Source organism: Catenulispora sp. GAS73 (genome assembly GCF_041262085.1).
GTDB lineage: Bacteria > Actinomycetota > Actinomycetes > Streptomycetales > Catenulisporaceae > Catenulispora.
In genome coordinates, this window is the sequence record NZ_JBGCCM010000031.1 from 49,028 (window position 1) to 70,748 (window position 21,721).

General features: G+C 71.1%; 21 protein-coding genes and 1 riboswitch. Of the genes, 14 read left to right on the forward strand and 7 right to left on the reverse strand.

Features of this window, described 5'->3' with window-relative positions; translation table 11 throughout:
* Positions 1–66 precede the first annotated feature (66 nt).
* From ABH935_RS36995 to ABH935_RS37020, 6 genes are all read left to right on the forward strand, one after another.
* The gene (locus ABH935_RS36995; protein ID WP_370382632.1) at positions 67–1,740 is read left to right on the forward strand and encodes an alkaline phosphatase family protein; all 1,674 of its coding nucleotides are present in this window, start codon (positions 67–69) and stop codon (positions 1,738–1,740) included.
* Positions 1,741–1,877: 137 nt separating this feature from the next.
* Positions 1,878–3,134 (forward strand): amidohydrolase family protein, encoded by a 1,257-nt coding sequence (locus tag ABH935_RS37000; RefSeq protein ID WP_370382633.1) that lies wholly within the window; start codon positions 1,878–1,880, stop codon positions 3,132–3,134.
* 42 nt (positions 3,135–3,176) lie between these two features.
* Positions 3,177–3,872 (forward strand): demethylmenaquinone methyltransferase, encoded by a 696-nt coding sequence (locus ABH935_RS37005; RefSeq protein WP_370382634.1) that lies wholly within the window; start codon positions 3,177–3,179, stop codon positions 3,870–3,872.
* Positions 3,873–3,876: 4 nt separating this feature from the next.
* Positions 3,877–5,502, forward strand: coding sequence for a N,N-dimethylformamidase beta subunit family domain-containing protein (locus tag ABH935_RS37010; protein WP_370382635.1), 1,626 nt, complete (start codon positions 3,877–3,879; stop codon positions 5,500–5,502).
* Positions 5,503–5,725: 223 nt separating this feature from the next.
* Positions 5,726–7,045, forward strand: coding sequence for a geranylgeranyl reductase family protein (locus ABH935_RS37015; RefSeq protein ID WP_370382707.1), 1,320 nt, complete (start codon positions 5,726–5,728; stop codon positions 7,043–7,045).
* A 32-nt stretch (positions 7,046–7,077) separates the two neighbouring features.
* Positions 7,078–7,163, forward strand: a riboswitch (ZMP/ZTP riboswitch).
* Positions 7,164–7,189: 26 nt separating this feature from the next.
* Positions 7,190–8,026 carry a bifunctional 5,10-methylenetetrahydrofolate dehydrogenase/5,10-methenyltetrahydrofolate cyclohydrolase gene (locus ABH935_RS37020; protein WP_370382636.1) on the forward strand — a complete coding sequence of 279 codons (837 nt, stop codon included), beginning with the start codon at positions 7,190–7,192 and terminating at the stop codon, positions 8,024–8,026.
* Between the two features lie 72 nt (positions 8,027–8,098).
* Here ABH935_RS37020 and ABH935_RS37025 read toward each other — a convergent pair whose 3' ends face one another.
* The gene (locus ABH935_RS37025) at positions 8,099–9,373 is read right to left on the reverse strand and encodes a PQQ-binding-like beta-propeller repeat protein (RefSeq protein ID WP_370382637.1); all 1,275 of its coding nucleotides are present in this window, start codon (positions 9,371–9,373) and stop codon (positions 8,099–8,101) included.
* Between the two features lie 70 nt (positions 9,374–9,443).
* Positions 9,444–10,160 carry an IclR family transcriptional regulator gene (locus ABH935_RS37030; RefSeq protein WP_194909796.1) on the reverse strand — a complete coding sequence of 239 codons (717 nt, stop codon included), beginning with the start codon at positions 10,158–10,160 and terminating at the stop codon, positions 9,444–9,446.
* A gap of 128 nt (positions 10,161–10,288) precedes the next feature.
* Between ABH935_RS37030 and leuC the strand changes: the two genes are divergently transcribed.
* The 4 genes from leuC (at position 10,289) to ABH935_RS37050 (ending at position 13,527) form a co-directional block, all read left to right on the forward strand.
* Entirely contained in the window at positions 10,289–11,695 is a 1,407-nt protein-coding gene (gene leuC, locus ABH935_RS37035) for a 3-isopropylmalate dehydratase large subunit (protein ID WP_370382638.1), read from the forward strand.
* Positions 11,696–11,726: 31 nt separating this feature from the next.
* Positions 11,727–12,326: a 3-isopropylmalate dehydratase small subunit gene (gene leuD / locus ABH935_RS37040; RefSeq protein WP_370382639.1), complete on the forward strand. Its 600-nt coding sequence runs from the start codon at positions 11,727–11,729 to the stop codon at positions 12,324–12,326.
* Positions 12,327–12,400: 74 nt separating this feature from the next.
* The gene (locus ABH935_RS37045) at positions 12,401–12,685 is read left to right on the forward strand and encodes a hypothetical protein (RefSeq protein WP_370382640.1); all 285 of its coding nucleotides are present in this window, start codon (positions 12,401–12,403) and stop codon (positions 12,683–12,685) included.
* A gap of 131 nt (positions 12,686–12,816) precedes the next feature.
* Positions 12,817–13,527, forward strand: a complete 711-nt coding sequence (locus ABH935_RS37050; RefSeq protein WP_370382641.1) for an HU family DNA-binding protein — start codon at positions 12,817–12,819, stop codon at positions 13,525–13,527.
* A 753-nt stretch (positions 13,528–14,280) separates the two neighbouring features.
* On the opposite strand, the gene ABH935_RS37055 is transcribed toward ABH935_RS37050, so the two are convergent.
* Complete coding sequence (locus ABH935_RS37055; protein WP_370347540.1) at positions 14,281–14,499, reverse strand: hypothetical protein; 219 nt, start codon at positions 14,497–14,499, stop codon at positions 14,281–14,283.
* 7 nt (positions 14,500–14,506) lie between these two features.
* Complete coding sequence (cofC, locus tag ABH935_RS37060; RefSeq protein WP_370382642.1) at positions 14,507–15,244, reverse strand: 2-phospho-L-lactate guanylyltransferase; 738 nt, start codon at positions 15,242–15,244, stop codon at positions 14,507–14,509.
* Positions 15,245–15,318: 74 nt separating this feature from the next.
* On the opposite strand from cofC, the gene ABH935_RS37065 reads away from it, so the two are divergent.
* Together ABH935_RS37065 and ABH935_RS37070 are read left to right on the forward strand one after the other, a co-directional pair.
* A complete protein-coding gene (locus tag ABH935_RS37065; RefSeq protein WP_370382643.1) occupies positions 15,319–16,131 on the forward strand; it encodes a lysophospholipid acyltransferase family protein in 813 nt (270 codons plus the stop codon).
* Positions 16,128–17,135, forward strand: coding sequence for an NAD(P)H-dependent glycerol-3-phosphate dehydrogenase (locus ABH935_RS37070; RefSeq protein WP_370382644.1), 1,008 nt, complete (start codon positions 16,128–16,130; stop codon positions 17,133–17,135). The genes ABH935_RS37065 and ABH935_RS37070 overlap by 4 nt, the downstream gene beginning before the upstream one ends.
* 24 nt (positions 17,136–17,159) lie before the next feature.
* Here the strand turns inward: ABH935_RS37070 and ABH935_RS37075 are convergent, their stop codons facing one another.
* On the reverse strand, positions 17,160–18,470 hold the full coding sequence (locus ABH935_RS37075) for an MFS transporter (RefSeq protein WP_370382645.1): 1,311 nt from the start codon (positions 18,468–18,470) through the stop codon (positions 17,160–17,162).
* Positions 18,471–18,508: 38 nt separating this feature from the next.
* On the opposite strand from ABH935_RS37075, the gene ABH935_RS37080 reads away from it, so the two are divergent.
* Complete coding sequence (locus tag ABH935_RS37080) at positions 18,509–19,681, forward strand: D-alanine--D-alanine ligase family protein (RefSeq protein ID WP_370382646.1); 1,173 nt, start codon at positions 18,509–18,511, stop codon at positions 19,679–19,681.
* A gap of 22 nt (positions 19,682–19,703) precedes the next feature.
* Here the strand turns inward: ABH935_RS37080 and ABH935_RS37085 are convergent, their stop codons facing one another.
* On the reverse strand, positions 19,704–20,330 hold the full coding sequence (locus tag ABH935_RS37085) for a DUF3515 family protein (RefSeq protein WP_370382647.1): 627 nt from the start codon (positions 20,328–20,330) through the stop codon (positions 19,704–19,706).
* Between the two features lies 1 nt (position 20,331).
* Complete coding sequence (locus tag ABH935_RS37090; protein ID WP_015796587.1) at positions 20,332–20,571, reverse strand: Lrp/AsnC family transcriptional regulator; 240 nt, start codon at positions 20,569–20,571, stop codon at positions 20,332–20,334.
* Between the two features lie 131 nt (positions 20,572–20,702).
* On the opposite strand from ABH935_RS37090, the gene ABH935_RS37095 reads away from it, so the two are divergent.
* On the forward strand, positions 20,703–21,704 hold the full coding sequence (locus ABH935_RS37095; protein ID WP_370382648.1) for a thiamine-phosphate kinase: 1,002 nt from the start codon (positions 20,703–20,705) through the stop codon (positions 21,702–21,704).
* Positions 21,705–21,721: the final 17 nt, after the last annotated feature.

Consider the following 21,721-nt stretch of genomic DNA (forward strand, 5'->3'; position numbering starts at 1 on the left):
CTCGGAGGATACCGGGCGGCGACCGGCCATCCCGGGCTGCTCGCACATCACAAGGGGGTCCCAACCTTGTCCCGCACCGTCACCCGGCTCGCCGTCGCCGGCGGCCTCACCGTCCTGCTCGGCGGCGTCCTGGCCGTCGCCCCGTCGCAGGCCGCCTCGCCCACCAAGTCGCACGCCCCGGCCAAGCACGTGCTCCTGATCTCCGTGGACGGCCTGCACCAGTCCGACCTGGCCTGGTACGTGAAGCAGCACCCGGAGTCGGCGCTGGCCAAGCTGGTCAAGGGCGGCGTGGACTACTCCGCAGCCTCGACCCCGGTCCCGTCGGACTCCTTCCCCGGCATGACCGCGCAGGTCACCGGCGGCAACCCGGGCACCACCGGCGTGTACTACGACGACACCTTCAACCACGGCCTGCTGCCCGCCGGCACCACCAAGTGCGACGGCAGCGTCCCGCTGGGCGCCGAGGTCGACTACACCGAAGACCTGGACTGGAACAAGAACTCCATCGACGCAGGCCAAGGCCTGACCGGCCTGCCGAACTCGATCCTGAACCTCACCGGCGACGCCAAGTCGCTGATCAACCCGGCGAAGCTGCCCGTGGACCCGAAGACCTGCAAGCCGGTCTACCCGAACAACTACCTGCAGGTGAACACGGTCTTCAACGTGGTTCACGACGCCGGCCTGGGCACCGCCTGGTCCGACAAGCACGCCGCCTACGACCTGCTGTCCGGCCCCGAGGGCACCGGCATCCAGGACCTGTTCTCCCCGGAGATCAACAGCCAGGACCCGGCGCTGGCCGCGGGCTCGGACTGGACCACGGACAACGGCGCGACCCGGCAGTACGACGACTACAAGGTCCAAGGCGTCCTGCACGAGATCGACGGCTACGACCACAGCGGAAAGACCAAGGTCGGGACCCCGGCCATCTTCGGCCTGAACTTCCAGGCGGTCTCCACCGCGCAGAAGCTGCCGACCTCCGACGGCCAGACCGGCGGCTACCTGGCCGACGGCCAGACCCCCGGCCCGCTGCTGTCCGGCGCGCTGGACTTCGTCAACGGCGAGGTCGGCCGGTTCACCGCCGAGCTGAAGAAGGACGGCCTGGCGAAGAACACCACGGTCATCCTGTCGGCCAAGCACGGCCAGTCCCCGAAGAACCCGGCCGCGCTCACCCGCATCCCGGACGGGCCGCTCATCGACGGCCTGAACGCGGCCTGGAAGAAGGCCCATCCGGGCGCCGGCGACCTGGTCGCGCTGTCCACCGACGACGACGGCATGCTGCTGTGGCTGAACGACCGCAGCCAGGCCGCCGCGGACTTCGCCAAGAAGTACCTACTGGCCCAGAGCGGTACCGGCAACGACATCAAGGGCAACCCGAAGGCGTACACGCACAGCGGTCTGACCACCGTCTACGCCGGCGCCGAGGCTCGCAAGTACTTCCACGTGCAGCCGGGCGACACCCGGGTGCCGGACATCTTCGGCATCGCGCAGCACGGCGTGGTGTTCACCGGCGGCAAGGCGAAGATCGCCGAGCACGGCGGCGCGGCCGAGGACGACCGCAACGTGCCGATCGTGGTCTCCGGCGCCGGCGTCAGCGCGCGCGGCGTGAACGACCAGCAGGTCGAGACCACGCAGATCGCGCCGACCATCCTGCGCCTGCTCGGCCTGGACCCGCAGCGCCTGCAGGCGGTGCGGATCGAGCACACCAAGGTGCTGCCGGCTCTGGGTCGCGAGTGCGACTGAGCTGATCGCGGGCTCAGCTGAGCTGAGCTGAGACAAGGCCGCCGGGCCGGTGCGTTCGCGCACCGGCCCGGCGGTTCTTCCGCGGACCGTAAGCCCTCGCACGGCCCCGGCCGCATGCCGTGCCTTAACCTCGAACGGTGCTGACCCTCCACGCCGCCCCGCTCGTCCTCCCGATGACCTCCGCCCCGATCGCCGACGGCGCGATCGTCGTGGACAACGACCGCGTCACCGCCGTCGGAACCCGTGCCGACCTCGTCGCCGCGCACCCGGAGGCGCGCGTGCGCGACTGGCGGGGCATCCTCACGCCGGGACTGGTCAACAGCCACGCGCACACGCAGTACTACGACTTCGCGGACCTGGCGACCTCCGGCCTGCCGTTCCCGGAGTGGCTGCACCAGATGGTCGAGCGCCGGGCCACCTTCACCGACGCGATGTGGCAGGAGTCCACGCGGCGCGGGCTGCACGCGTATCTGAAGACCGGGACCACGGCGGTCGCGGACATCGTGACCGAGCCGGTGGTGCTCTCGGCGATCGCGCGCAGCGGGATCCGGGGCGTGGCCTACATCGAGGCGGTCTTCGCCGACGACGCCTCGTGGGCGGCCGGCAAGCGGGCCGAACTCGTCGCGGCGGTCGACGGCGCCGGCGGCCCGACACGCGGCGTCTCCCCGCACACGCCGTTCACCATCAGCACCGGCGTGTACGAGGACTGCGTCACCATCGCGCACGAGCGCGGCAGGCGCCTGCACCCGCACATCGCCGAGACCACGCAGGAATCGGAGTACGTGCTGACCGGCACCGGCCCCTTCGCCGACAACGCCAAGCAGTTCGGGCTCGACTTCTCCGACATCCTCGACCGCGGCACCGGCATGACGCCGGTGGAGTGGGCCGACGCGCGCGGCGCGCTCGGCGACGACTGCCACATCGCGCACGGCATCCACGTCAGCGAGTCCGACCGCGCGCTGCTGCGCGAGCGGGGGACCGCGGTGGCGCTGTGCGTGCGCTCGAACCGGATTCTGGAGGCCGGGGAGCCGCCGGTGGCCGCGTATCTGGAGGAGGGTTCGCCGATCGGGGTGGGCACCGACTCGGCCGCTTCCTCGCCTTCCCTCGACTTGCTGGACGAGGCGCGGGCGTTGCGTGCGGTGGCCCGTGCCCAGGGGTATGCCGCCGACGATCTGGACCGGCGCATCGTGGAGGCGGCGACGCTCGGCGGCGCGGTCGCGCTCGGGCTGACCGAGGGGCCGGACCGGGTCGGACGGCTGGAGCCCGGAGTCCGTGCGGACTTCGCGGTGTTCTCCGTTGAGGAAGGCGACGGCGATCCCTTCCGGCGCCTGATCGACCACGGGACGTGCGTGGCGACCGTGCTCGGCGGCACTATCGTGCACCGCACCGTCTGAGGCGGTACGGGAGCCGGGCACCCCGGGTGAGAGAATCGCCCCGTGAGCCGAGCATCCCTGGACAAACAGCCGCACGAGGTCGCCGCCATGTTCGACGGCGTGGCCGAGCGCTACGACCTGACGAACGACGTGCTCGCGCTCGGCCAGACGCGCCTGTGGCGCCGGGCGGTGCGGCAGGCGGTGGACGCCGGGCCCGGGCAGCGCGTCCTGGACCTGGCGGCCGGCACCGGCACCAGCACGCAGCCGTTCCACGCCGCCGGCGCGGACACCGTCTCCTGCGACTTCTCGCTGGGCATGCTGCAGGTCGGCAAGCGCCGGCTGCCGCACCTGACGTTCGCCGCCGGGGACGCGACGCGGCTGCCGTTCCGGGACGGCGTCTTCGACGCGGTGACGATCTCCTTCGGGCTGCGCAACGTCCAGGACACCGAGGGCGCGCTGCGCGAGATGCTGCGCGTCACCAAGCCCGGCGGACGCCTGGTGGTCTGCGAGTTCTCGCACCCGACGCTCGCGCCGTTGCGCACCGTGTACATCGAGTACTTGATGAAGGCGCTGCCCGCGGTGGCGACGAAGGTGAGTTCGAACCCGGACGCGTACGTCTATCTCGCCGAGTCCATCCGCGCCTGGCCGGACCAGCGCGAACTCGCTGGCGTGATCGGCGCAGCGGGTTGGCGCCGGGTCGCGCACCGTAACCTGACTGGCGGAATCGTCGCATTGCATCGCGCGTATAAGGAAGACTGAGCCTGTGAAGGCTCGAATAGGCCGGGCGGCAGCTCTCGTCGCCGCGGTGCTCATGGTGGCATCGGCGGCGGCGTGTTCGGGGGGCGGCTCGAAGCAGTCGGGTCCGAACAACGGCGGGGCGCCGGGTACTACTCAGGGCGGTACATCCGGGGCCAATCCCGGAGGGTCTACTGGGGCTCCCGCTGGGGCCCTGAACGCCGCGGCCGAGAACGCCCAGCCCGGCGCGCCCAACTGGAACAAGGACATAGATTCCGCCGACGACCACGGGATCGAGGGGTACGCCGACCAGATCGCGGTGACCTCCGGCCAGAGCTTCAAGCTGTACGTCAACACCACCGCGCCGCAGTTCACGGCCACCGCGTACCGGATCGGCTACTACGGCGGGACGCAGGCCCGGCAGGTGTGGAAGTCCGACGCGACGCCGGGGAAGGTGCAGCCGAAGGACACCGTCGAGTCGCAGGTGAACACGGTCAGCACGACGTGGCAGCCGTCCCTGACCGTGGCCACGAACAACTGGCCCGAGGGCTCGTACCTGATCCGGCTGGACGCGGTCGGCGGGAAGGTGAAGGGCGCGCGGTTCGTGCCGATCACCGTCAAGTCGACGTCCACGGCCGGCAAGGTGGTGCTGCTCAACGGCGTCACCACGTGGCAGGCCTACAACTCGTACGGCGGCTACGACCTCTACAGCGGCGGACCGAAGAACGACTATGCGCACCGCGCGCGCATCGTGTCCTTCGACCGGCCGTACGACACCACCGGCGCGGACCGGTTCCAGACCTACGAGCAGTCCTCGATCGTCTTCGCCGAGAAGCTGGCCGCGTCCCACAACCTGCAGCTCGCCTACGCCACCGACCTCGACCTGCACGAGAGCCCCGGCCTGTTCCAGGGCGCGCGGGCGATCATCTCGCTGGGCCACGACGAGTACTACTCGACGCAGATGCGCCAGACCCTGACGCAGGCGCGCGGCGCCGGGACGAACCTCGCCTTCCTCGGGGCCAACGCCGTCTTCCGCCACATCCGCTTCCAGGACTCGCCGCTGGGCAAGGACCGCATCCAGGTGGACTACAAGGACGCGGCCGAGGACCCGATGCACGTGACCAATCCGGAGGAGTCGACCCAGGACTGGCGCAACCCGCCGGACCCGCGGCCGGAGAACGTGCTGACCGGCGTCTACTACGAGTGCAACCCGGCGAACGCGAACATGGTCGTCTACGACCCGACGTCCTGGCTCCTGGCCGGCACGAACGCGCACGCGGGGGAGTCGTTCAAGGGGCTGATCGGCGTGGAGTACGACCGGGTGGTGTCGGACTCCTCGACCCCGCACCCGATCGAGGCGCTGACGCACTCGCCGATCACCTGCCAGGGCAAGGCCTCCTACGCGGACTCGGCGTACTACACGGTGCCCTCGGGCGCCGGCGTCTTCGCGAGCGGCACGATGCGCTGGAACTGCGCGCTGGTCAGCGGCGGCTGCACGGACAAGATGGACGCCGCCGCGCACACCTTCGCGCAGCAGGTGACGGCCAACATGCTGCTGGCCTTCGCCGCCGGCCCGGCCGGCCAGGCGCACCCGGCGGTGGACAACACGGCGAAGTTCAAGCCGGCGCCGAGCCGGGGCGGGGTCGCGCCGTAGCGGGTGAGCTCGGCGTGCGGTGCCACCATTCGGGTGCGCGCGATGCATGATCGCGATGCCTGCTCGTGCCGGATGCTTGCCCGGCTCGCCGTGGCGCCGGCTGAGATCGTCCGACGCCGTCCACTTTGTCGGCGCCCAGGTCGGCGTCTGTTAGCGCCCCATCACGCTGCACCGCGCCGCATCGCCCGGCCTGAGCGCGGCGCCCGACTGGCCTGCGCTTAGAATCGGGCGGGTGACCGCGCAAACCTCTTCCACCGCTCCGAGCGAGGCCGTGCCCTCGGAGAACGTCGCCGACGTCATCGTGGTCGGGGCCGGGCCCTCGGGCTCGGCGACGGCCCACCATCTGGCCAGCACCGGCCTGGACGTCCTGCTGCTGGAGAAGTCCCAGTTCCCGCGGGAGAAGGTGTGTGGCGACGGCCTGACGCCGCGCGCGGTGAAGTCGCTCGTGAGGATGGGTGTCGACACGTCCGAGGAGGCCGGCTGGCTGCACAACAAGGGCCTGCGGATCATCGGCGGCGGGATGCGGCTGGAGATGTCGTGGCCGGAGCTGGCCGCCTACCCGAACTACGGGCTGGTGCGGCCGCGCGCCGACTTCGACCAGATCCTGGCCCGGCAGGCGCAGAAGACCGGGGCCCGGCTGCACGAGAACACGAACGTCACCGGACCGGTGGTGGACCCGCGCAGCAACCGGGTGATCGGCGTGACCGCGCGCATCACCGACGCCGACGGCGCCAAGCGCGACACCGCCTTCCACGCCCCGCTGATCGTCGCCGCCGACGGCAACTCCACCCGGCTCTCGATCGCGCTGGGCCTGCACAAGCGCGACGACCGGCCGATGGGTGTCGCCTACCGCACCTACTACAAGTCGCCGCGCACCAACGACGACTACCTCGAATCCTGGCTGGAGCTCTGGGACGGCACGCGCCTGCTCCCCGGCTACGGCTGGGTGTTCGGCATGGGCGACGGCACCTCCAACGTGGGCCTGGGCATCCTGAACACCACCAAGTCCTTCCGCAACGTCAAGTACCCGGACCTGCTGCGCGCCTGGCTGAAGAACACCCCCGAGGAGTGGGGCTTCAACGAGGAGAACCGTACCGAGCCGATCCGCGGCGCCGCGCTCCCGATGGGCTTCAACCGCCAGCCGCACTACACCCGCGGCGTGCTGCTGGTCGGCGACGCCGGCGGCATGGTGAACCCGTTCAACGGCGAGGGCATCGCCTACGCGATGGAGTCCGGCGAGCTGGCCGCGGACGTGATCGCGCAGGCCCTGGCGCGCCCCTCCGGCCCGGAGCGCGAGCTCGCGCTGTCGGCGTACCCGCGGGTGCTGAAGGAGACCTACGGCGGCTACTACACGCTGGGCCGGCTGTTCGTGAGCCTGATCGGCAATCCGAAGGTGATGCGCCTGGCCACCCAGCGCGGCCTGTCGCACCCGATGCTGATGCGCTTCACGCTGAAGATGCTCGCCAACCTCACCGACCCCAAGGGCGGCGACGCGATGGACCGCATCATCAACGCGATGGCGAAGATCGCGCCGGACGCGTAGGGCTCGCGTCGGCCGGCTTTTCAATTAGAGTGCTGTCGGGCCGTGACTGGCGCTGAGGTGGGACACCACCGGGGAGCGGCCTGACACCGTGTCTTTGCCGTGCGCCTGGGCGACTTCGTGACAAGCCGCCCAGGAGGCGCGCTCATGCTCATGGATGGAACCGCCGCGGCCCGGCGCATCGTCGACCAGGCCGCGGCCGACGCGGCCGCCCTGACCGCCAACGGCGTGACGCCGTGCCTGGCGACGGTGCTCGTCGGCTCGGACCCGGCGTCGGTGACCTACGTCCGGATGAAGCAGAACCGCAGTGCGAAGGCCGGGATCGGCTCCTGGCACGTGGAACTGCCGGACACCATCACCACCGGCACCCTCGTCGCCGCGCTCACCGAACTGTCGCAGGACCCGGACGTGCACGGCATCCTGCTCCAGCACCCGGTCCCGCCGCACATCGACGAGCGCGCCGCCTTCGAGGCCATCGACCCGGCCAAGGACGTGGACGGCGTGACGATGCACTCCTTCGCCGCGATGGCCTTCGGCGAGCCCGGCTTCGTCTCGGCCACCCCCGGCGGGATCCTGCGCCTGCTCGACGAGTACGAGGTCGACCCGGCCGGCAAGCACGCGGTGGTGGTCGGCCGCAGCCCGATCCTGGGCAAGCCGGTGGGCATGATGCTGCTGGCCCGGGACGCGACGGTGACCTACTGCCACTCGCGCACTGCCGACCTGGCCTCCTACACCCGGCAGGCGGACATCCTGGTCGCCGCCGTCGGCAGGCCGAGGTTCATCACCGGCGCCGACATCAAGCCCGGCGCCGTCGTCATCGACGCCGGCTACAACCCGGGCAACGTCGGCGACGTCGACTTCGACAGCGCGGTGGAGAAGGCGAGCCTGATCACGCCGGTGCCCGGCGGCGTCGGGCCGATGACGATCGCGGTGCTGCTGGAGCAGACCGTGGAGGCGGCGCGGCGGCAGCTCACGCGGCGCTGACTGACGGGGCCCTGACTGATGGGGCGCTGACTGACGGGGCGCTGGCTTTACGGCGCGACCTCGGGTCGAAGGCTATGGCGTCGCACTGATGACCGCGACGCCTGTCACCGTCCCGAGGAACAGCCTGTCCCCGACGACGGCCGGCGTGGCGAAATGCGGCAACGCCCCGGTCGACACCTGTCGCGTCGTCTGTCCGGTCGCCGGATCGAGCGCGTGAAGCACCCCGGCGTCGTAGTCGGTGACCCAGATCCGGTTGCCGACCACGACCGGCTGTCCGTTGCTGTGCGCCGCATGCCAGAGCTGCGTCGCCTGGCTCCCGATCCGGAACGCGCGCGTGCCGTCCGCGCACGGCAGGTACACCACGTCGCCCTGCACCGCTGCCGCGCCGAAGGCGGCGCACGCAGAGAACGCCGTTCCCGCGCCGACGCCTCCGAGCCGCGTCGGATCCAGCAGGTATCCCTGTCCTGATTTACCGGCGATGATCACATGTCCGGCGGCCAGCACAGGATTCATCGAGCCAAGATCGAGGTCTGATGCGTTGTCGGCGGCCCACGAGGCCGGCGCGAAGAAGTCCACCCGTTCGGCGTTCTCGTTCAGCGCCACGACGGAGTCGGTGCCGTCGAAGGGTTGGCTTGCCTTATCCGCGTTGCCGTTGCCGATCGAGAAGTACAGGCGATCCGTGCCCACCGCTGCGGGGCCCGGAGCCCACATGCCTCCGCGTCCGTCCGACGAGGCCTCGAACCAATTGACGGATCCCGAGGCGGCGTCCACGGATGCGACCGCTCCGGTGTAGGTACCGCAGTCCCCGAACAAACCCCCGAAGGCCGCGAACACATGTCCGTGCCACAGGGTCAGCGCCGAACGCTGTTGCAGGGAGGCCTGGTCGCCGACCGGCGGATCGACCGTCACGCGCGAGACGACGTGGCCGTCCGTGGCGCTGAGTCCGTACAACACGTGGTGTGCGTTCGCGTCCTCGGCGACCGCGTACACGAGACGAGAGGCGGGATCGTATACCGGAGCCCCGGTGATCCCCAGGGGAACGATGTTCCCGCACCCGTGCGGCCTGAAGGGTTCGGCCAGATGCCTGCTCCACATCACCGACCCGTCGGTCGGCGAGAGCGCGTAAACCGTGTCGTTCTCGGTGGCGGCGAAGACCCTGTCCCCGCCGTCGGCGGGTTTTCCGTAGACCGGCCCGTCGAGTTTCACCGTCGGAACCGCTGATCCCGCGGTTCCTGCCGTCGACGCGGGCGTCGCCGGCTTGCCGCTACCGCCGCCGGTCGCCGAACAACTCGCCGTCGCGGCCACGCCGAGTGCCAGCAGCACTCCCGCGGTCCGGGCGACGGACACGCCGTTGTGTCGTCGACTCCGAAAGGACCTCATCGGTCCAGTGTGCTCCAGTGTGCTCCTGTGGCGGGCGTCACGAGCCGCGCTTCACAGCCTCGCTCAGCCGTGCCGCCGCCTCGACCACCGACTGCGCGTGCAGCCGCCCGGGCTGGCGCGTCAGGCGCTCGATCGGTCCGGAGACCGACACCGCGGCGATGACGCGGTTGTTGGGCCCGCGCACCGGCGCCGAGACCGAGGCCACGCCCTGCTCGCGCTCGGCCACCGACTGGGCCCAGCCGCGGCGGCGCACGCCGGCCAGCGTGGTCGCGGTGAAGCGCGCGCCCTGCAGGCCGCGGTGCAGCCGGTCCGGCTCCTCCCACGCCAGCAGGATCTGCGCCGCCGAGCCGGCGGTCATCGGCAGCGCCGAGCCGATCGGCACCGTGTCGCGCAGCCCTGACATGCGCTCGGCGGCGGCCACGCACACCCGCAGGTCGCCCTGGCGCCGGTAGAGCTGCGCCGATTCGCCGGTGTGGTCGCGCAGCGCGGCCAGCACCGGCCCGGCGGCGGCCAGCAGCCGGTCCTCGCCGGCCGCCGAGGCCAGTTCCTGCAACCGGGGCCCGAGGATGAAGCGGCCCTGCATGTCCCGGGATACGAGACGGTGGTGCTCAAGGGCCACCGCCAGCCGGTGAGCTGTCGGGCGCGCCAATCCCGTGGCCGTGACCAGGCCCGCCAAGGTGGTCGGGCCCGCTTCCAGGGCGCTCAATACGACGGCGGCCTTGTCCAGGACGCCGACTCCGCTAGAGTTGTCCATAGACCGAATTCTGCCGTCTCAGATCCCGAGACGCAAGGCGTGCGCGGGGAATGATCGAAACCGCTGCGGCGGCGCCGGCGCGCGATCGGCGACAACAGAAGTATCCAAGTGGGAAGACAGGAGCGACGATGCCCCACACCCTGGCCGAGAAGGTGTGGGCGGACCACGTGGTCCGCTCGGCCGACGGCGAGCCCGACCTGCTCTACATCGACCTCCACCTGCTGCACGAGGTGACCTCGCCGCAGGCGTTCGACGGACTCCGCCAGGCCGGCCGGTCCGTGCGCCGCCCCGATCTCACCATCGCCACCGAGGACCACAACACCCCGACCCTGGAGATCGACAAGCCGATCGCCGACCCGGTGTCGCGGCTGCAGATCGAGACGTTGCGCAAGAACTGCGCCGACTTCGGCGTCCGGATCCACTCCCTCGGCGACGCCCAGCAGGGCATCGTGCACGTCGTCGGCCCGCAGCTGGGCCTGACCCAGCCCGGGATGACGGTGGTGTGCGGCGACTCGCACACCTCCACCCACGGCGCCTTCGGCGCGCTGGCGTTCGGCATCGGCACCAGCGAGGTCGAGCACGTGCTGGCCACCCAGACGCTGCCGCTGAAGCCGTTCAAGACGATGGCCGTCACGGTCACCGGCGAGCTGGCCGAGGGCGTCACCGCCAAGGACGTGGTGCTCGCCGTCATCGCGCAGATCGGTACCGGCGGCGGGCAGGGCTACGTCCTGGAGTACCGCGGCGAGGCCGTCGAGAAGCTGTCGATGGAGGGCCGGATGACGGTCTGCAACATGTCCATCGAGGCCGGCGCCCGCGCCGGGATGATCGCGCCGGACGAGACCACGTTCGCGTACCTGAAGGGGCGCGCGCACGCGCCGTCCGGTGCCGACTGGGACGCGGCGGTCGCGTACTGGAAGACACTGCGCACCGACGAGGGTGCGACCTTCGACGCCGAGGTCGTCATCGACGGCGACGCGCTGACCCCGTACGTCACCTGGGGCACCAACCCCGGCCAGGGCCTGCCGCTGTCGGCGTCGGTGCCGGACCCGGAGACGGACTTCGGCGTGGAGACCGACAAGGTCGCGGCGCGCAAGGCGTTGGAATACATGGGCCTGGAGGCCGGCACGCCGCTGCGCGAGATCAAGGTGGACACCGTCTTCCTCGGCTCGTGCACCAACGGCCGGCTGGAGGACCTGCGCGCGGCGGCCGCGGTCATCAAGGGCCGCAAGGTGGCCGACGGCGTCCGGATGCTCGTCGTGCCGGGCTCGGCGCGGGTGCGGCTGGAGGCCGAGGCCGAGGGCCTGCACGAGGTGTTCACCGCGGCCGGCGCCGAGTGGCGGTTCGCCGGCTGCTCGATGTGCCTGGGCATGAACCCCGACCAGCTGGCCCCCGGCGAGCGCTCGGCGTCCACGTCCAACCGCAACTTCGAAGGGCGGCAGGGCAAGGGCGGGCGCACGCACCTGGTGTCGCCGCTGGTGGCCGCCGCGACGGCGGTCAGGGGGACCTTGTCGTCCCCGTCGGACTTGGCCGCCTGAGCCGGCAGAGATTTTAGGAGCGAGGACAGTCATGGAGAAGTTCACGACGCACACCGGGCGCGCGCTGCCGCTGCGCCGCTCCAACGTCGACACCGACCAGATCATCCCGGCGGTGTACCTCAAGCGCATCACGCGTACCGGATTCGAGGACGGGCTGTTCGCCGCCTGGCGCGCGGACCCGGAGTTCATCCTGAACCAGGAGCAGTACCAGGACGTGACCGTGCTGGTCGCCGGTCCCGACTTCGGCACCGGCTCCTCGCGCGAGCACGCGGTGTGGGCGCTGAAGGACTACGGGTTCAAGGTGGTGCTCTCGGCGCGGTTCGCCGACATCTTCCGCGGCAACTCGGCCAAGGACGGGCTGCTGACCGCCGTGCTGAAGCAGGAGGACATCGAGCTCCTGTGGAAGCTGGTGGAGGAGAACCCGGAGCTGGAGGTGACGGTCGACCTTCAGGCTCGCGAGGTGCGGGTCGAGGGGCACGTGTTCAGCTTCGAGGTGGACGACTACACGCGGTGGCGGCTGCTGGAGGGGCTGGACGACATCAGCCTGACGCTGCGGCACGGCGAGGCGATCGACGGGTTCGAGGAGGAGCGTCCGGGGTTCAAGCCGAAGACGCTGCCGGCTGCGGTGTGAGGATTGGCGGCGTCTGCTGACGTCGCCGCTTGATCAGTTTCTTCTTGGGCGGGGCCCGGGGGCACTATGGGTGAATGCCACCCGACGCGCCTCTGCGACCCCGCCCTTCGCGTTATGCGGCCTTCGCGGCGCGTCTGAAGGACGTCCACAAGGCGCTCGGCGATCCGCGCATCCCCGCGCAGCGGCGTGCCGAACTCACCAAGCGGGTGCTCGCCATCACCGCTTTGTCGCGGCACGACGTGACCGTCGCGGCGCACCGTTTGGAAGAGTTCTTCAACGAACTCGCGGTGCTCGCTCCGGGGGCCGTTTCTTCCCCCGAAGGCACCCCTTCTGGGAAAAACACTGCGACACAAGGGTGATTTAACCCCTAGGTATTTGATTCGCCCTCTGGCGCCACCATACGGTGCGATTGGTTCTGATACGGAGCAAGCATGCGACGTACGGCCGAAATCAGAGCAAGACGTACCAACAGCCCCAAGGGTAGGTAGACATGAACAAGGCCCAGCTGATCGAGGCCGTCGCCGACAAGCTCGCCGCGTCCAAGAAGGACGCCGGGGACGCGGTCGACGCGGTCCTGGACGCGATCATCGCCTCGGTGGCCTCGGGGACCAAGGTCTCCATCACCGGATTCGGCTCCTTCGAGAAGGTCAAGCGCCCGGCGCGCACCGCCCGCAACCCGCGCACCGGCGAGGCGGTGAAGGTCAAGGCCTCCTCCGCGCCGAAGTTCAAGGCGGGTCAGGGCTTCAAGGACATGGTCAACGGCGACAAGAAGGCCCCGGCCGCCGCCAAGGCCGCCGCCAAGAAGACCACCGTCAAGGCCGCCGCCAAGAAGGCGGCCCCGGCCAAGAAGACCGCGGCCAAGGCGACCGCCGCCAAGGCCGCCCCGGCGAAGAAGGTCGTCGCGAAGAAGACCGCCGTCAAGGCCACCGCCAAGAAGGCGGCCCCGGCCAAGAAGGCGCCGGCGAAGAAGGCGGCGCCGGCCAAGAAGGCCGCCGCCAAGAAGGCGACCGTCGTGAAGGCGGCGGCCAAGAAGGCCGCCACCGCCAAGAAGGCCCCGGCCAAGAAGGCCACCCCGGCCAAGAAGGCCGCCGCCCGACCGGTCGCGAAGAAGGTCGCCAAGGCCCCGGCCAAGAAGGCGGCCCCGGCCAAGCGCACCACCGCCAAGAAGGCCCCGGCCAAGAAGACCGCCGCGAAGCGCTAATTCCGCGCGATGATGGTATGACGGCCGGGACGGCGCCGAAAGGCCGGGCGCCCAGCGGCCAAGCGGTAGTGCGGCGGCTGGGGCCGTGTCCCAGCAGCCTGATACGAGGCGGTGCCCCTGGTGGGCGCCGCCTCGTCGCATTCGCGCGGCGGGCTGCGCGCTTGGGGTGCGGGGCGAAGGGGGCGTGGGGCGGCGAGTCAGAGTGCTCAGATGATGATGTCCCGCGGCCCGCGGCTGCCGGGCGCGATGAGCCGATGGTGCCGCGGCGGGCTGGACTCGGCCGAGCGCGCGGTCACATGGCTCAGGCGGATGGTCAGTGCGCGAGGCGCGCTGAGGCCGGCCGGTGCGCTCTGGGGTGCTGCGGCGGTCGGCTTGACTCGGTCGGCGGGCGCGGCGGTCTGCTCTCCGGCAGCGCGCCGCCGGGATCGAGGTTGTCCCAGGCGCTCGATGCCCGTAGGCGATGGCGTGCCGCGGCTCGCCCGGCTTGGTTGGTCGCGCGGTTTTGGTATTTGCCGGCCACGCTGCTTCAACGGGGCGATTGGCGCGGGGCGGCCTGGCGTGCTGCGGCGGCTGGCTTGGCTCGGGCGAGTGCGCCGCCACGGTGCTTCAGCGAGTGGTTGGCGCGCGGAGGTCTGCCTGGCCATGCCGGCGGCGGCGCGGCGCTTGGACCGAGGGTTTCGCGGCCGCTGGGGTGTGTGCAGGTGATGGCGTGCTGCGGCTGGCTCGGGTGGTTGGTGTGCGCGGCGGCCCGCCCTACTCCGGCAGCGGCAGCGTCACCAGCGTCACCGCCGTGACCCGGCCGTCCTCCACGCGCATCTTCACGCGCTGGCCGATGCGCAGCAGGCGCAGGCCGCCGGCGTCGAAGGCGGCGGTGTCGAAGGCGACCTCTGTGCCGTCGTCGAGCAGGAGGGTGCCGGTGCGGGTCGTGGGGTCGAAAACCCTTGCGGTGCCTTGGGCCTCTTTGCGCGTCACGCACTGTTTATACACCCGAGGCGACTCGGTCCCGTGCGCTCCAGATCTCGGTGGTGTGCGGGCCCACTCCGAGGCGGAGGGCGTCGGCGAGGTCCGCCGCGGTGTCGACGTCGCGTCGCAGTGAGCTGATGCCGGCGGGCGGCAGTGCCGGCAGTTCCAGGGCGCCGCTGGCGGTGTGGGCTGCGCGGGAGGGGCCGCCGAAGCGGGGGTTCAGTTCGGTGGCGGGGGGTGCGAAGAGCATCGTGGTGCCGATGTCGTGGGCGTCGGCGATGAAATGGCGGGTGGCGGTGGAGTTGTTCGCGGGCGAAGAGATGTGCGCAAGTGCGATATCCAACTCGGCGGCGCGTAATGCCGGGAGATCGGCTGTGCAGGCGGCGATACCCATTTCGGTTCCGAATTCGCGGCGGGCGGCTGCGGCACCGAACAAGAATGCGGCGTTCAATCCCGCGTCGGGCTTGTCGGGGACGATCGTCGCGCCGATCGCGCCGAGGACTTCGGCGGCGCGGGGGTCGTCGGTCACCACCACAGCGTGCGCTATCCGGGACGCCGACAGGGCCGCGCCCACCGCGTCCGCAGCGAAGGCCAGGGCCAGTCTTTCGCGCAGTGCCGGCGGCACGTCCGGGCCGGCCAGACGGGTCTTGGCCAGCCCCAGTCTTTTCACCGGTACCACCAGGCACCAGGGGGTGGCGTCCGCGTCGCGTGGCGTGCTGCTCGCGCCGGGCTCGGAGAGGTCTGACCGGGGCATGACTTGATCCTGTCACGCCGGGACGACGACCGGCGTACTTGTTCGGACGCCCCGCACTCGGGGACACTTGGGAGATGCCCTCCAGCACCCCCTACCGGCCGCCGAGGAAACAGGGCGCGGCCTTCAGGTTCATCGTTGTGGTGATAGTGCCACTACTGCGCGTGCTGATGAAGCGGGACTGGCGCGGCGGGGAGAACGTCCCCGAGACCGGCGGCGTGGTGATCGCGGCCAATCACATCTCCCATGTGGACGCGCTCGCGTTCGGCCACTACGTCTACGGCAACGGCCGCGTCCCGCGGTTCCTCGCCAAGTCCGGGGTGTTCAAGAACAAGTTCGTCGGCGGGGTGCTGCGCGCGGCGAAGCAGATCCCGGTCTACCGGGACACCGCGGACGCGGCCAACGCGCTGCGCGACGCGATCGCCGCCGTGAACGACGGCCAGGCGGTCGCGCTGTATCCGGAGGGCACCATCACGCGCGACCCCGGCCTGTGGCCGATGGCGGCCAAGAGCGGCGCGGCGCGGATCGCGCTGGCGACGGGCTGTCCGGTCGTCCCGGTGGCACAGTGGGGTCCGCAGGAAATCCTGGCGTACCACGAGAGGAGGCCGCACCTGCTGCCCCGCAAGAGGATGATCATGCTGGCCGGCCCGCCGGTGGACCTCGACGACCTGCGCGGCCTCCCGCAGACCGCGGAGACGCTGCGCGAGGCGACCGACCGCATCATGGACGCCATCACCGAGCTTTTGGCGAAGGTGCGCGGCGAGGCCCCGCCCGCGGTGCGCTACGTGCCGGCCAACGGGGTCGAGAACGGCGAGAACGGCGAGAACGGGCTCGACGACGAGCGCGAGAACGAGAACGGCGACAGCGGAAAGCAGGTCGAGAGCGCATGAGGCGTTGTGCCGTCTTCGGCACCGGCATGTGGGGCACGGCGATGAGCATCGTCCTGGCCGACGCCGGCAACGAGGTCGTGATGGTCGGACGCCGCGAGGCGCAGATCGCCGCGATCAACGCCGACCACGAGAACGCCGAGTACTTCCCCGGCGTCCGCCTCCCCGACGCGGTCCGCGCCACCACCGACGCCGCCGAGGCGTTGGCCGGCGCGGAGTTCGCGTACCTCAGCGTCCCGGCCCAGACGCTGCGCGCGAACCTCACGGCCTGGAAGGACCTCATCGGCCCGGACACCGTCCTGGTGTCGCTGATGAAGGGCCTGGAAGTCGGCACCGCCAAGCGCATGACCGAGGTGATCCGCGAGCTGACCGGCTTCGGCCGCGAACGCGTCGCGGTCCTTTCCGGCCCCAACCTCTCCCCGGAGATCGCCCGCCGCCAGCCCGCCGCCTCGGTGGTGGCCAGCCGCGACGAGGACGTGGCGTTGCGCCTGCAGGCCGCCACGAACGGCCCCTACTTCCGCACCTACACCGCCAGCGACGTGACCGGCGTGGAACTCGGCGGCGTGGTGAAGAACGTCATCGGCCTGGCGGTCGGCATCGCCGACGGCATGGGCTTCGGCGACAACACCAAGGCCACCATCATCACCCGCGGACTGGCCGAGACCGCGCGGCTCGGTGCGGCGCTGGGCGCCGATCCCTACACGTTCTCGGGGCTGGCCGGGCTCGGCGACCTGGTGGCCACCTGCGCCTCGCCGTTGTCCCGCAACCGCAGCTTCGGCGTGCACCTCGGGCGCGGGCTGACGCTGGAGCAGGCCCAGGCGGAGGTGAAGCAGACCGCCGAGGGCGTGAAGTCCTGCGAGGCGGTGCTGGAGCTGGCGGACCGGCACGGCGTGGAGATGCCGATCGCCGAGACGGTGGTGGCGATCGTGCACGACGGCCGGGCGCCGGCGGAGATGCTCAAGGAACTGATGACGCGGCCCGTGAAGCCGGAGCGCCACGGGCACTAGGCGCTGGGCACGGGGCACTAAGCGCTATGCGGGTTCCGGTGCGGCGTCGCCGATCGTGATGTCCGTGGGCCGGGTCCGTTCGGCCCACCGCGTGACCACCAGCCCCGCCAACCCGGCCGCCGCGAATCCCCCGGCGAGCACGATCCACCCCGGCCCGCCGAGTCCCAGCACCAACGCCGTCAACAACGCCGGCCCCACCGCGCCGGCGGCGTCGAGCCCGAGCAGCGTGAGTCCTTGGTACTGACCCTGCGCGTGAGCCGGAGCCAGACCGAAGCTCAACGAGAACCCGGCGGCGGTCACCCACACCCCGGCCGCGCAGAGCACCGCCGCCCCGGCGAACAACACCAGCGTCTCGGCCCACCGCGGCCCCGAACCGCTGCCGGCCAGGACCGCGCACCCCACACCGATCGCGACACCCGCGACGCGCAACGCCTTCCCGCCCTGCTCGGTCGTCTCGATGCGGCGCCCGACCGGCTGCATCAGCGCCGTCCCCAGCACGAAGTTCAGCCCGAACACCGCGGCGGCGGCCCAGTGCGGGATGTGCGTCCGCGACGCTATCCACAGCGGGATCAGCAGCGTCACCACCACCGCTTGCAGGTTGATCAGACCATTGAGAACCGCGAACATCGCGTAGGGCCGGTCCGCAAGTGCCGCGAACCGCCGCGCTCCCTCGGGACGCGGCAGCGGTGTGAAGTTCGGGACACGCAACAGCAACAGTGCGCAGACCACATACGACACCGCGTTCACCAGAATCACCGTGACATAGGCCCCACGCGTCCCGATCTGGATCGCGACTGCCGCGAGCAGCGTCCCGGCCACCACCGCGACGCTCACGAACGTCCGCAGCTTCGCCCGGAACAGCGCCGGGCGCTCGCCCCCGACCCGGCCTATCATCGCCCCGCGCGCCGCGTTGTTCGCCGCGTCGGCGACGTAGTCGAAGGCCGCGACGACAGTGAACGCCCACCACGAATGCACGACCACGAACAGCGCCATCGTGACCGTCTGCACCGCGAGCGTCACCAGCTGGACGGTGCGCGGCCCGACCCGGTCGGCGAGCGTCCCGGCGGGCACCGAGCCCAGCAGCGCGGCCAGTCCGGCCAGGCTCAGGCCGGTGCCGACCTGGCGTGCCGGGATGCCCACGATCACCGTGAAATACAGCGCCGAGGTGGCCAGGAACATGCCGGTGCCGACCCGGTTCACGAAGCTCGACATCACCAGCGCGCGCTGCGGCCCGGTGTCCGGGAGCGCCCGCGCCAACCAGCCGGGGATACGCCGCGGGGCTTCGTGACGAGCCGAATCGTCGTAACCCGCCGGATTCCGACCCCGCTTGATCATGCACCGGACCCTACGCCGACTTCGGTAGGGTCAGTCCCATGAGCGATCAGAAGCGGATCCGGGTGGCCGTCGTGTTCGGCGGGCGCTCCAGTGAGCACGCCATCTCCTGCGTCACCGCCGGTTCCGTGCTGGACGCCCTGCGCAACGGGCCCGACCCCCAGCGCTACGAGATCCTGCCGATCGGCATCGCCGCCGACGGCCGCTGGGTGCTGGCCGAGCTGCCGGACGGCGGCGGCCTGAACCTGGCCATCTCCGACGGCCGGCTGCCGGAGATCGGGCAGCCCGCCTCGGCCGAGCGCGCGAACCTGGTCACTCTGGCCGGGGATCCGACCGCGCGCGAGCTGACCGTGCACGAGCCCGGCGCGGTGCCGAAGTCGCTCGGCGAGGTGGACGTGGTGCTGCCGCTGCTGCACGGCCCCTACGGTGAGGACGGCACGCTGCAGGGCCTGCTGGAGCTCGCCGGCATCCCCTACGTCGGCTCCGGCGTGCTGGCCTCCGCGGTCTCCATGGACAAGGAGTTCATGAAGCGGCTGCTGGCCCAGGCCGGGTTCGAGGTCGGCCCGTACGAGGTCGTGCGGCCCCGGGACTGGGCCGCCGAGGAGGGCCGGTCCGCGGTGCGGCTGGCCGTGGAAGAGCTCGGATACCCGGTGTTCGTCAAGCCGGCCCGCGCCGGCTCCTCGATGGGCATCACCAAGGTCGACCGGCCCGAGGAGCTGGACCAGGCGATCGACACCGCTCGGCGGCACGACCCCAAGGTCCTGGTGGAGGCCGCGATCGCGGGCCGCGAGATCGAGTGCGGGGTGCTGGAGGCGACCGATCCGCTGGCCCCGGCCGAGGCCTCGATGCCCGCCGAGCTGCGGGTCACCGGGTCGCACGCGTTCTACGACTTCGAGGCGAAGTACCTGGACGGCACCACCGAGGCCGACATCCCGGCGCGGCTGAGCGACGAGGAGATCGCGGACATCCGGGAGCAGGCCGTCGGCGTCTTCGAGACGCTGGGCTGCGAGGGGCTGGCCCGCGTCGACTTCTTCTACCAGGAGTCGGCCGACGGCGGCCCGGGCCGGTTCATCGTCAACGAGATCAACACCATGCCGGGGTTCACCCCGACGTCGATGTTCCCGCAGATGTGGCAGGCGGCCGGGCTGTCGTACCCGGAGCTGATCGCCCGGCTGATCGACACGGCGCTACGCCGGCCGACCGGGCTGCGCTGATCGCGCTGACCTTGCCGAGCGGTTACTGGATCTGGTCGCTGACGAACTGCCCGGCCCTGGTCGGCACGGTCTTCACGATCAGCGGGGCCAGGTCCACCAGCGCGTTCGACGCGTTCTGCTTCTGGGCGGCGCCGTCGTAGGGGACTGTGACCTCGATGTACACGGCGCGGTCGGTGGTGGTGTAGGTGACGCTGTCCGTGCCGTTGTCCTGGATCAGCCAGTTGACCTGCGAGGTGTCGTCACCCATGCTCGCGTACTGGTTGGACAGCGGGGTGTAGTCCGGGCCGCCGACCACGACCGCGGCCGGTTCGGCGACGCCGCAGCGCAGCACGGTGGTCGGGGAGCCCCAGACCGCGGCGCGCTGCCGGACGTGGCCGTCGGTACCGACCGCGCCACGCCGGTGCTTGCCCTCCAAGTCCGACGGCAGGGCCTTGACGAGGTTCGCGCAGGTGGTGAGGACGGCCGGGTCGGAGGTCTCCGGCAGCTCGACGCCGACGGCGCCGGTGTGGCCGACGTGGTAGCCCCACACCGCCCCCACGCACGCCAAAACCGCGGCTGTCGCTACAGCCGCGGCCGGTATCCACCTGGTCCCCGAGTATGGATTCTTGGAATCTCCCGCAGTCACCGACACGGAAGATTGGTCTACCACATCACTCGAAGTGCACGATGGGGCAGGTCAGTGTGCGCGTGATGCCTTCGATGACCTGGATCTTGGCGATCACCAGCCGGCCGAGCTCGTCCATGGTCGCGGCCTCGGCGCGAACGATGACGTCGTAGGGCCCGGTCACGTCTTCGGCGGTGGTGATGCCGCTCTCGAGTTCGGCGATCGCCTGCGCCACGGCGCCCGCCTTCCCCACCTCGGTCTGGACCAGGATGTACGCTTGAACCACGTGTCCTCCTACTGTCGGAAACGCCACCTTAGCCTGCGGTTCCCACATTCCGGGAGTCCATGCCCGTTGGGCGGACCGCCACGGTTCACCCGAACGAGTAGTGCCGGACCGGGCCGGGTTACGGTACCGGCGTGGAGACCATCGACGACGTAGGCGAGTTCGGGCTCATCGCCCGCGTCCAGGCGCGCCTGCCCCTGACCAGCCCCGACACCCTGGTGCCGTCCGGCGACGACGCCGCGGTGCTCGCCGCGCCGGACGGCCGCCTGGCGATCAGCACCGACGTGCTGCTGGAGGGCCGCCACTTCCGTCGCGACTGGTCCAGCCCGCGTGACGTCGGGCACAAGGCCGCGGCCCAGAACTTCAGCGACATCGCCGCGATGGGCGGCGTCCCGACCTCGCTGCTGCTGTCCATGGTGCTGCCCGGCGACCTGCCGGTGGCCTGGGTCGAGGAGTTCGCCGAGGGCGTGGCGGGGGAGTGCGCCCCGCTCGGGGCGATCGTGGCCGGCGGCGACATGGTGCGCGGCGACGTGATCACCATCTCGGTGACGGTGCTCGGCACCCTGGAGGGCCGGGCGCCGGTGCTGCGCTCCGGCGCGCGGCCGGGCGACACGGTGGCCGTGGCCGGACGGCTCGGGTGGTCGGCGGCGGGGCTGGAATTGCTGCTGTCCGGGCAGGATCCGCACGGTGAAGCGGGTGATGGCGCGGCGCAAGCGGCGGGTGGCGGGACCGGGGCGGGGTTCGCGACCTCGGCGGCGCCGCAGCCTGGTGATTATCTGATCGCGCATCGCCGCCCGAGTCCGCCGTACGCCGCCGGTCCGCAAGCCGCGCGGGCCGGTGCCACGGCGATGCTGGACGTGAGCGACGGTCTGCTGGCCGACCTGAAGCATCTCGCCGTGGCCAGCGGGGTCGCGGTCGACGTCGACAGCACTCTGTTGTCCGCCACGCCGGGCCCGCGCCTGGACCAGATCCTGACCGGCGGCGAAGATCATGCGCTGGTCGCGACCTTCGCCGCCGAGGTTCCCGAGGGCTGGCGTCCGATCGGCACCGTGTACGAGGGCGCCGCGGCCGTGACCGTGGACGGCAAGCCCTGGGAGGGTCCCGGCGGCTTCAGCCACTTCGGCCATTCGGCGTAACGGGAGCGGCGCCGATC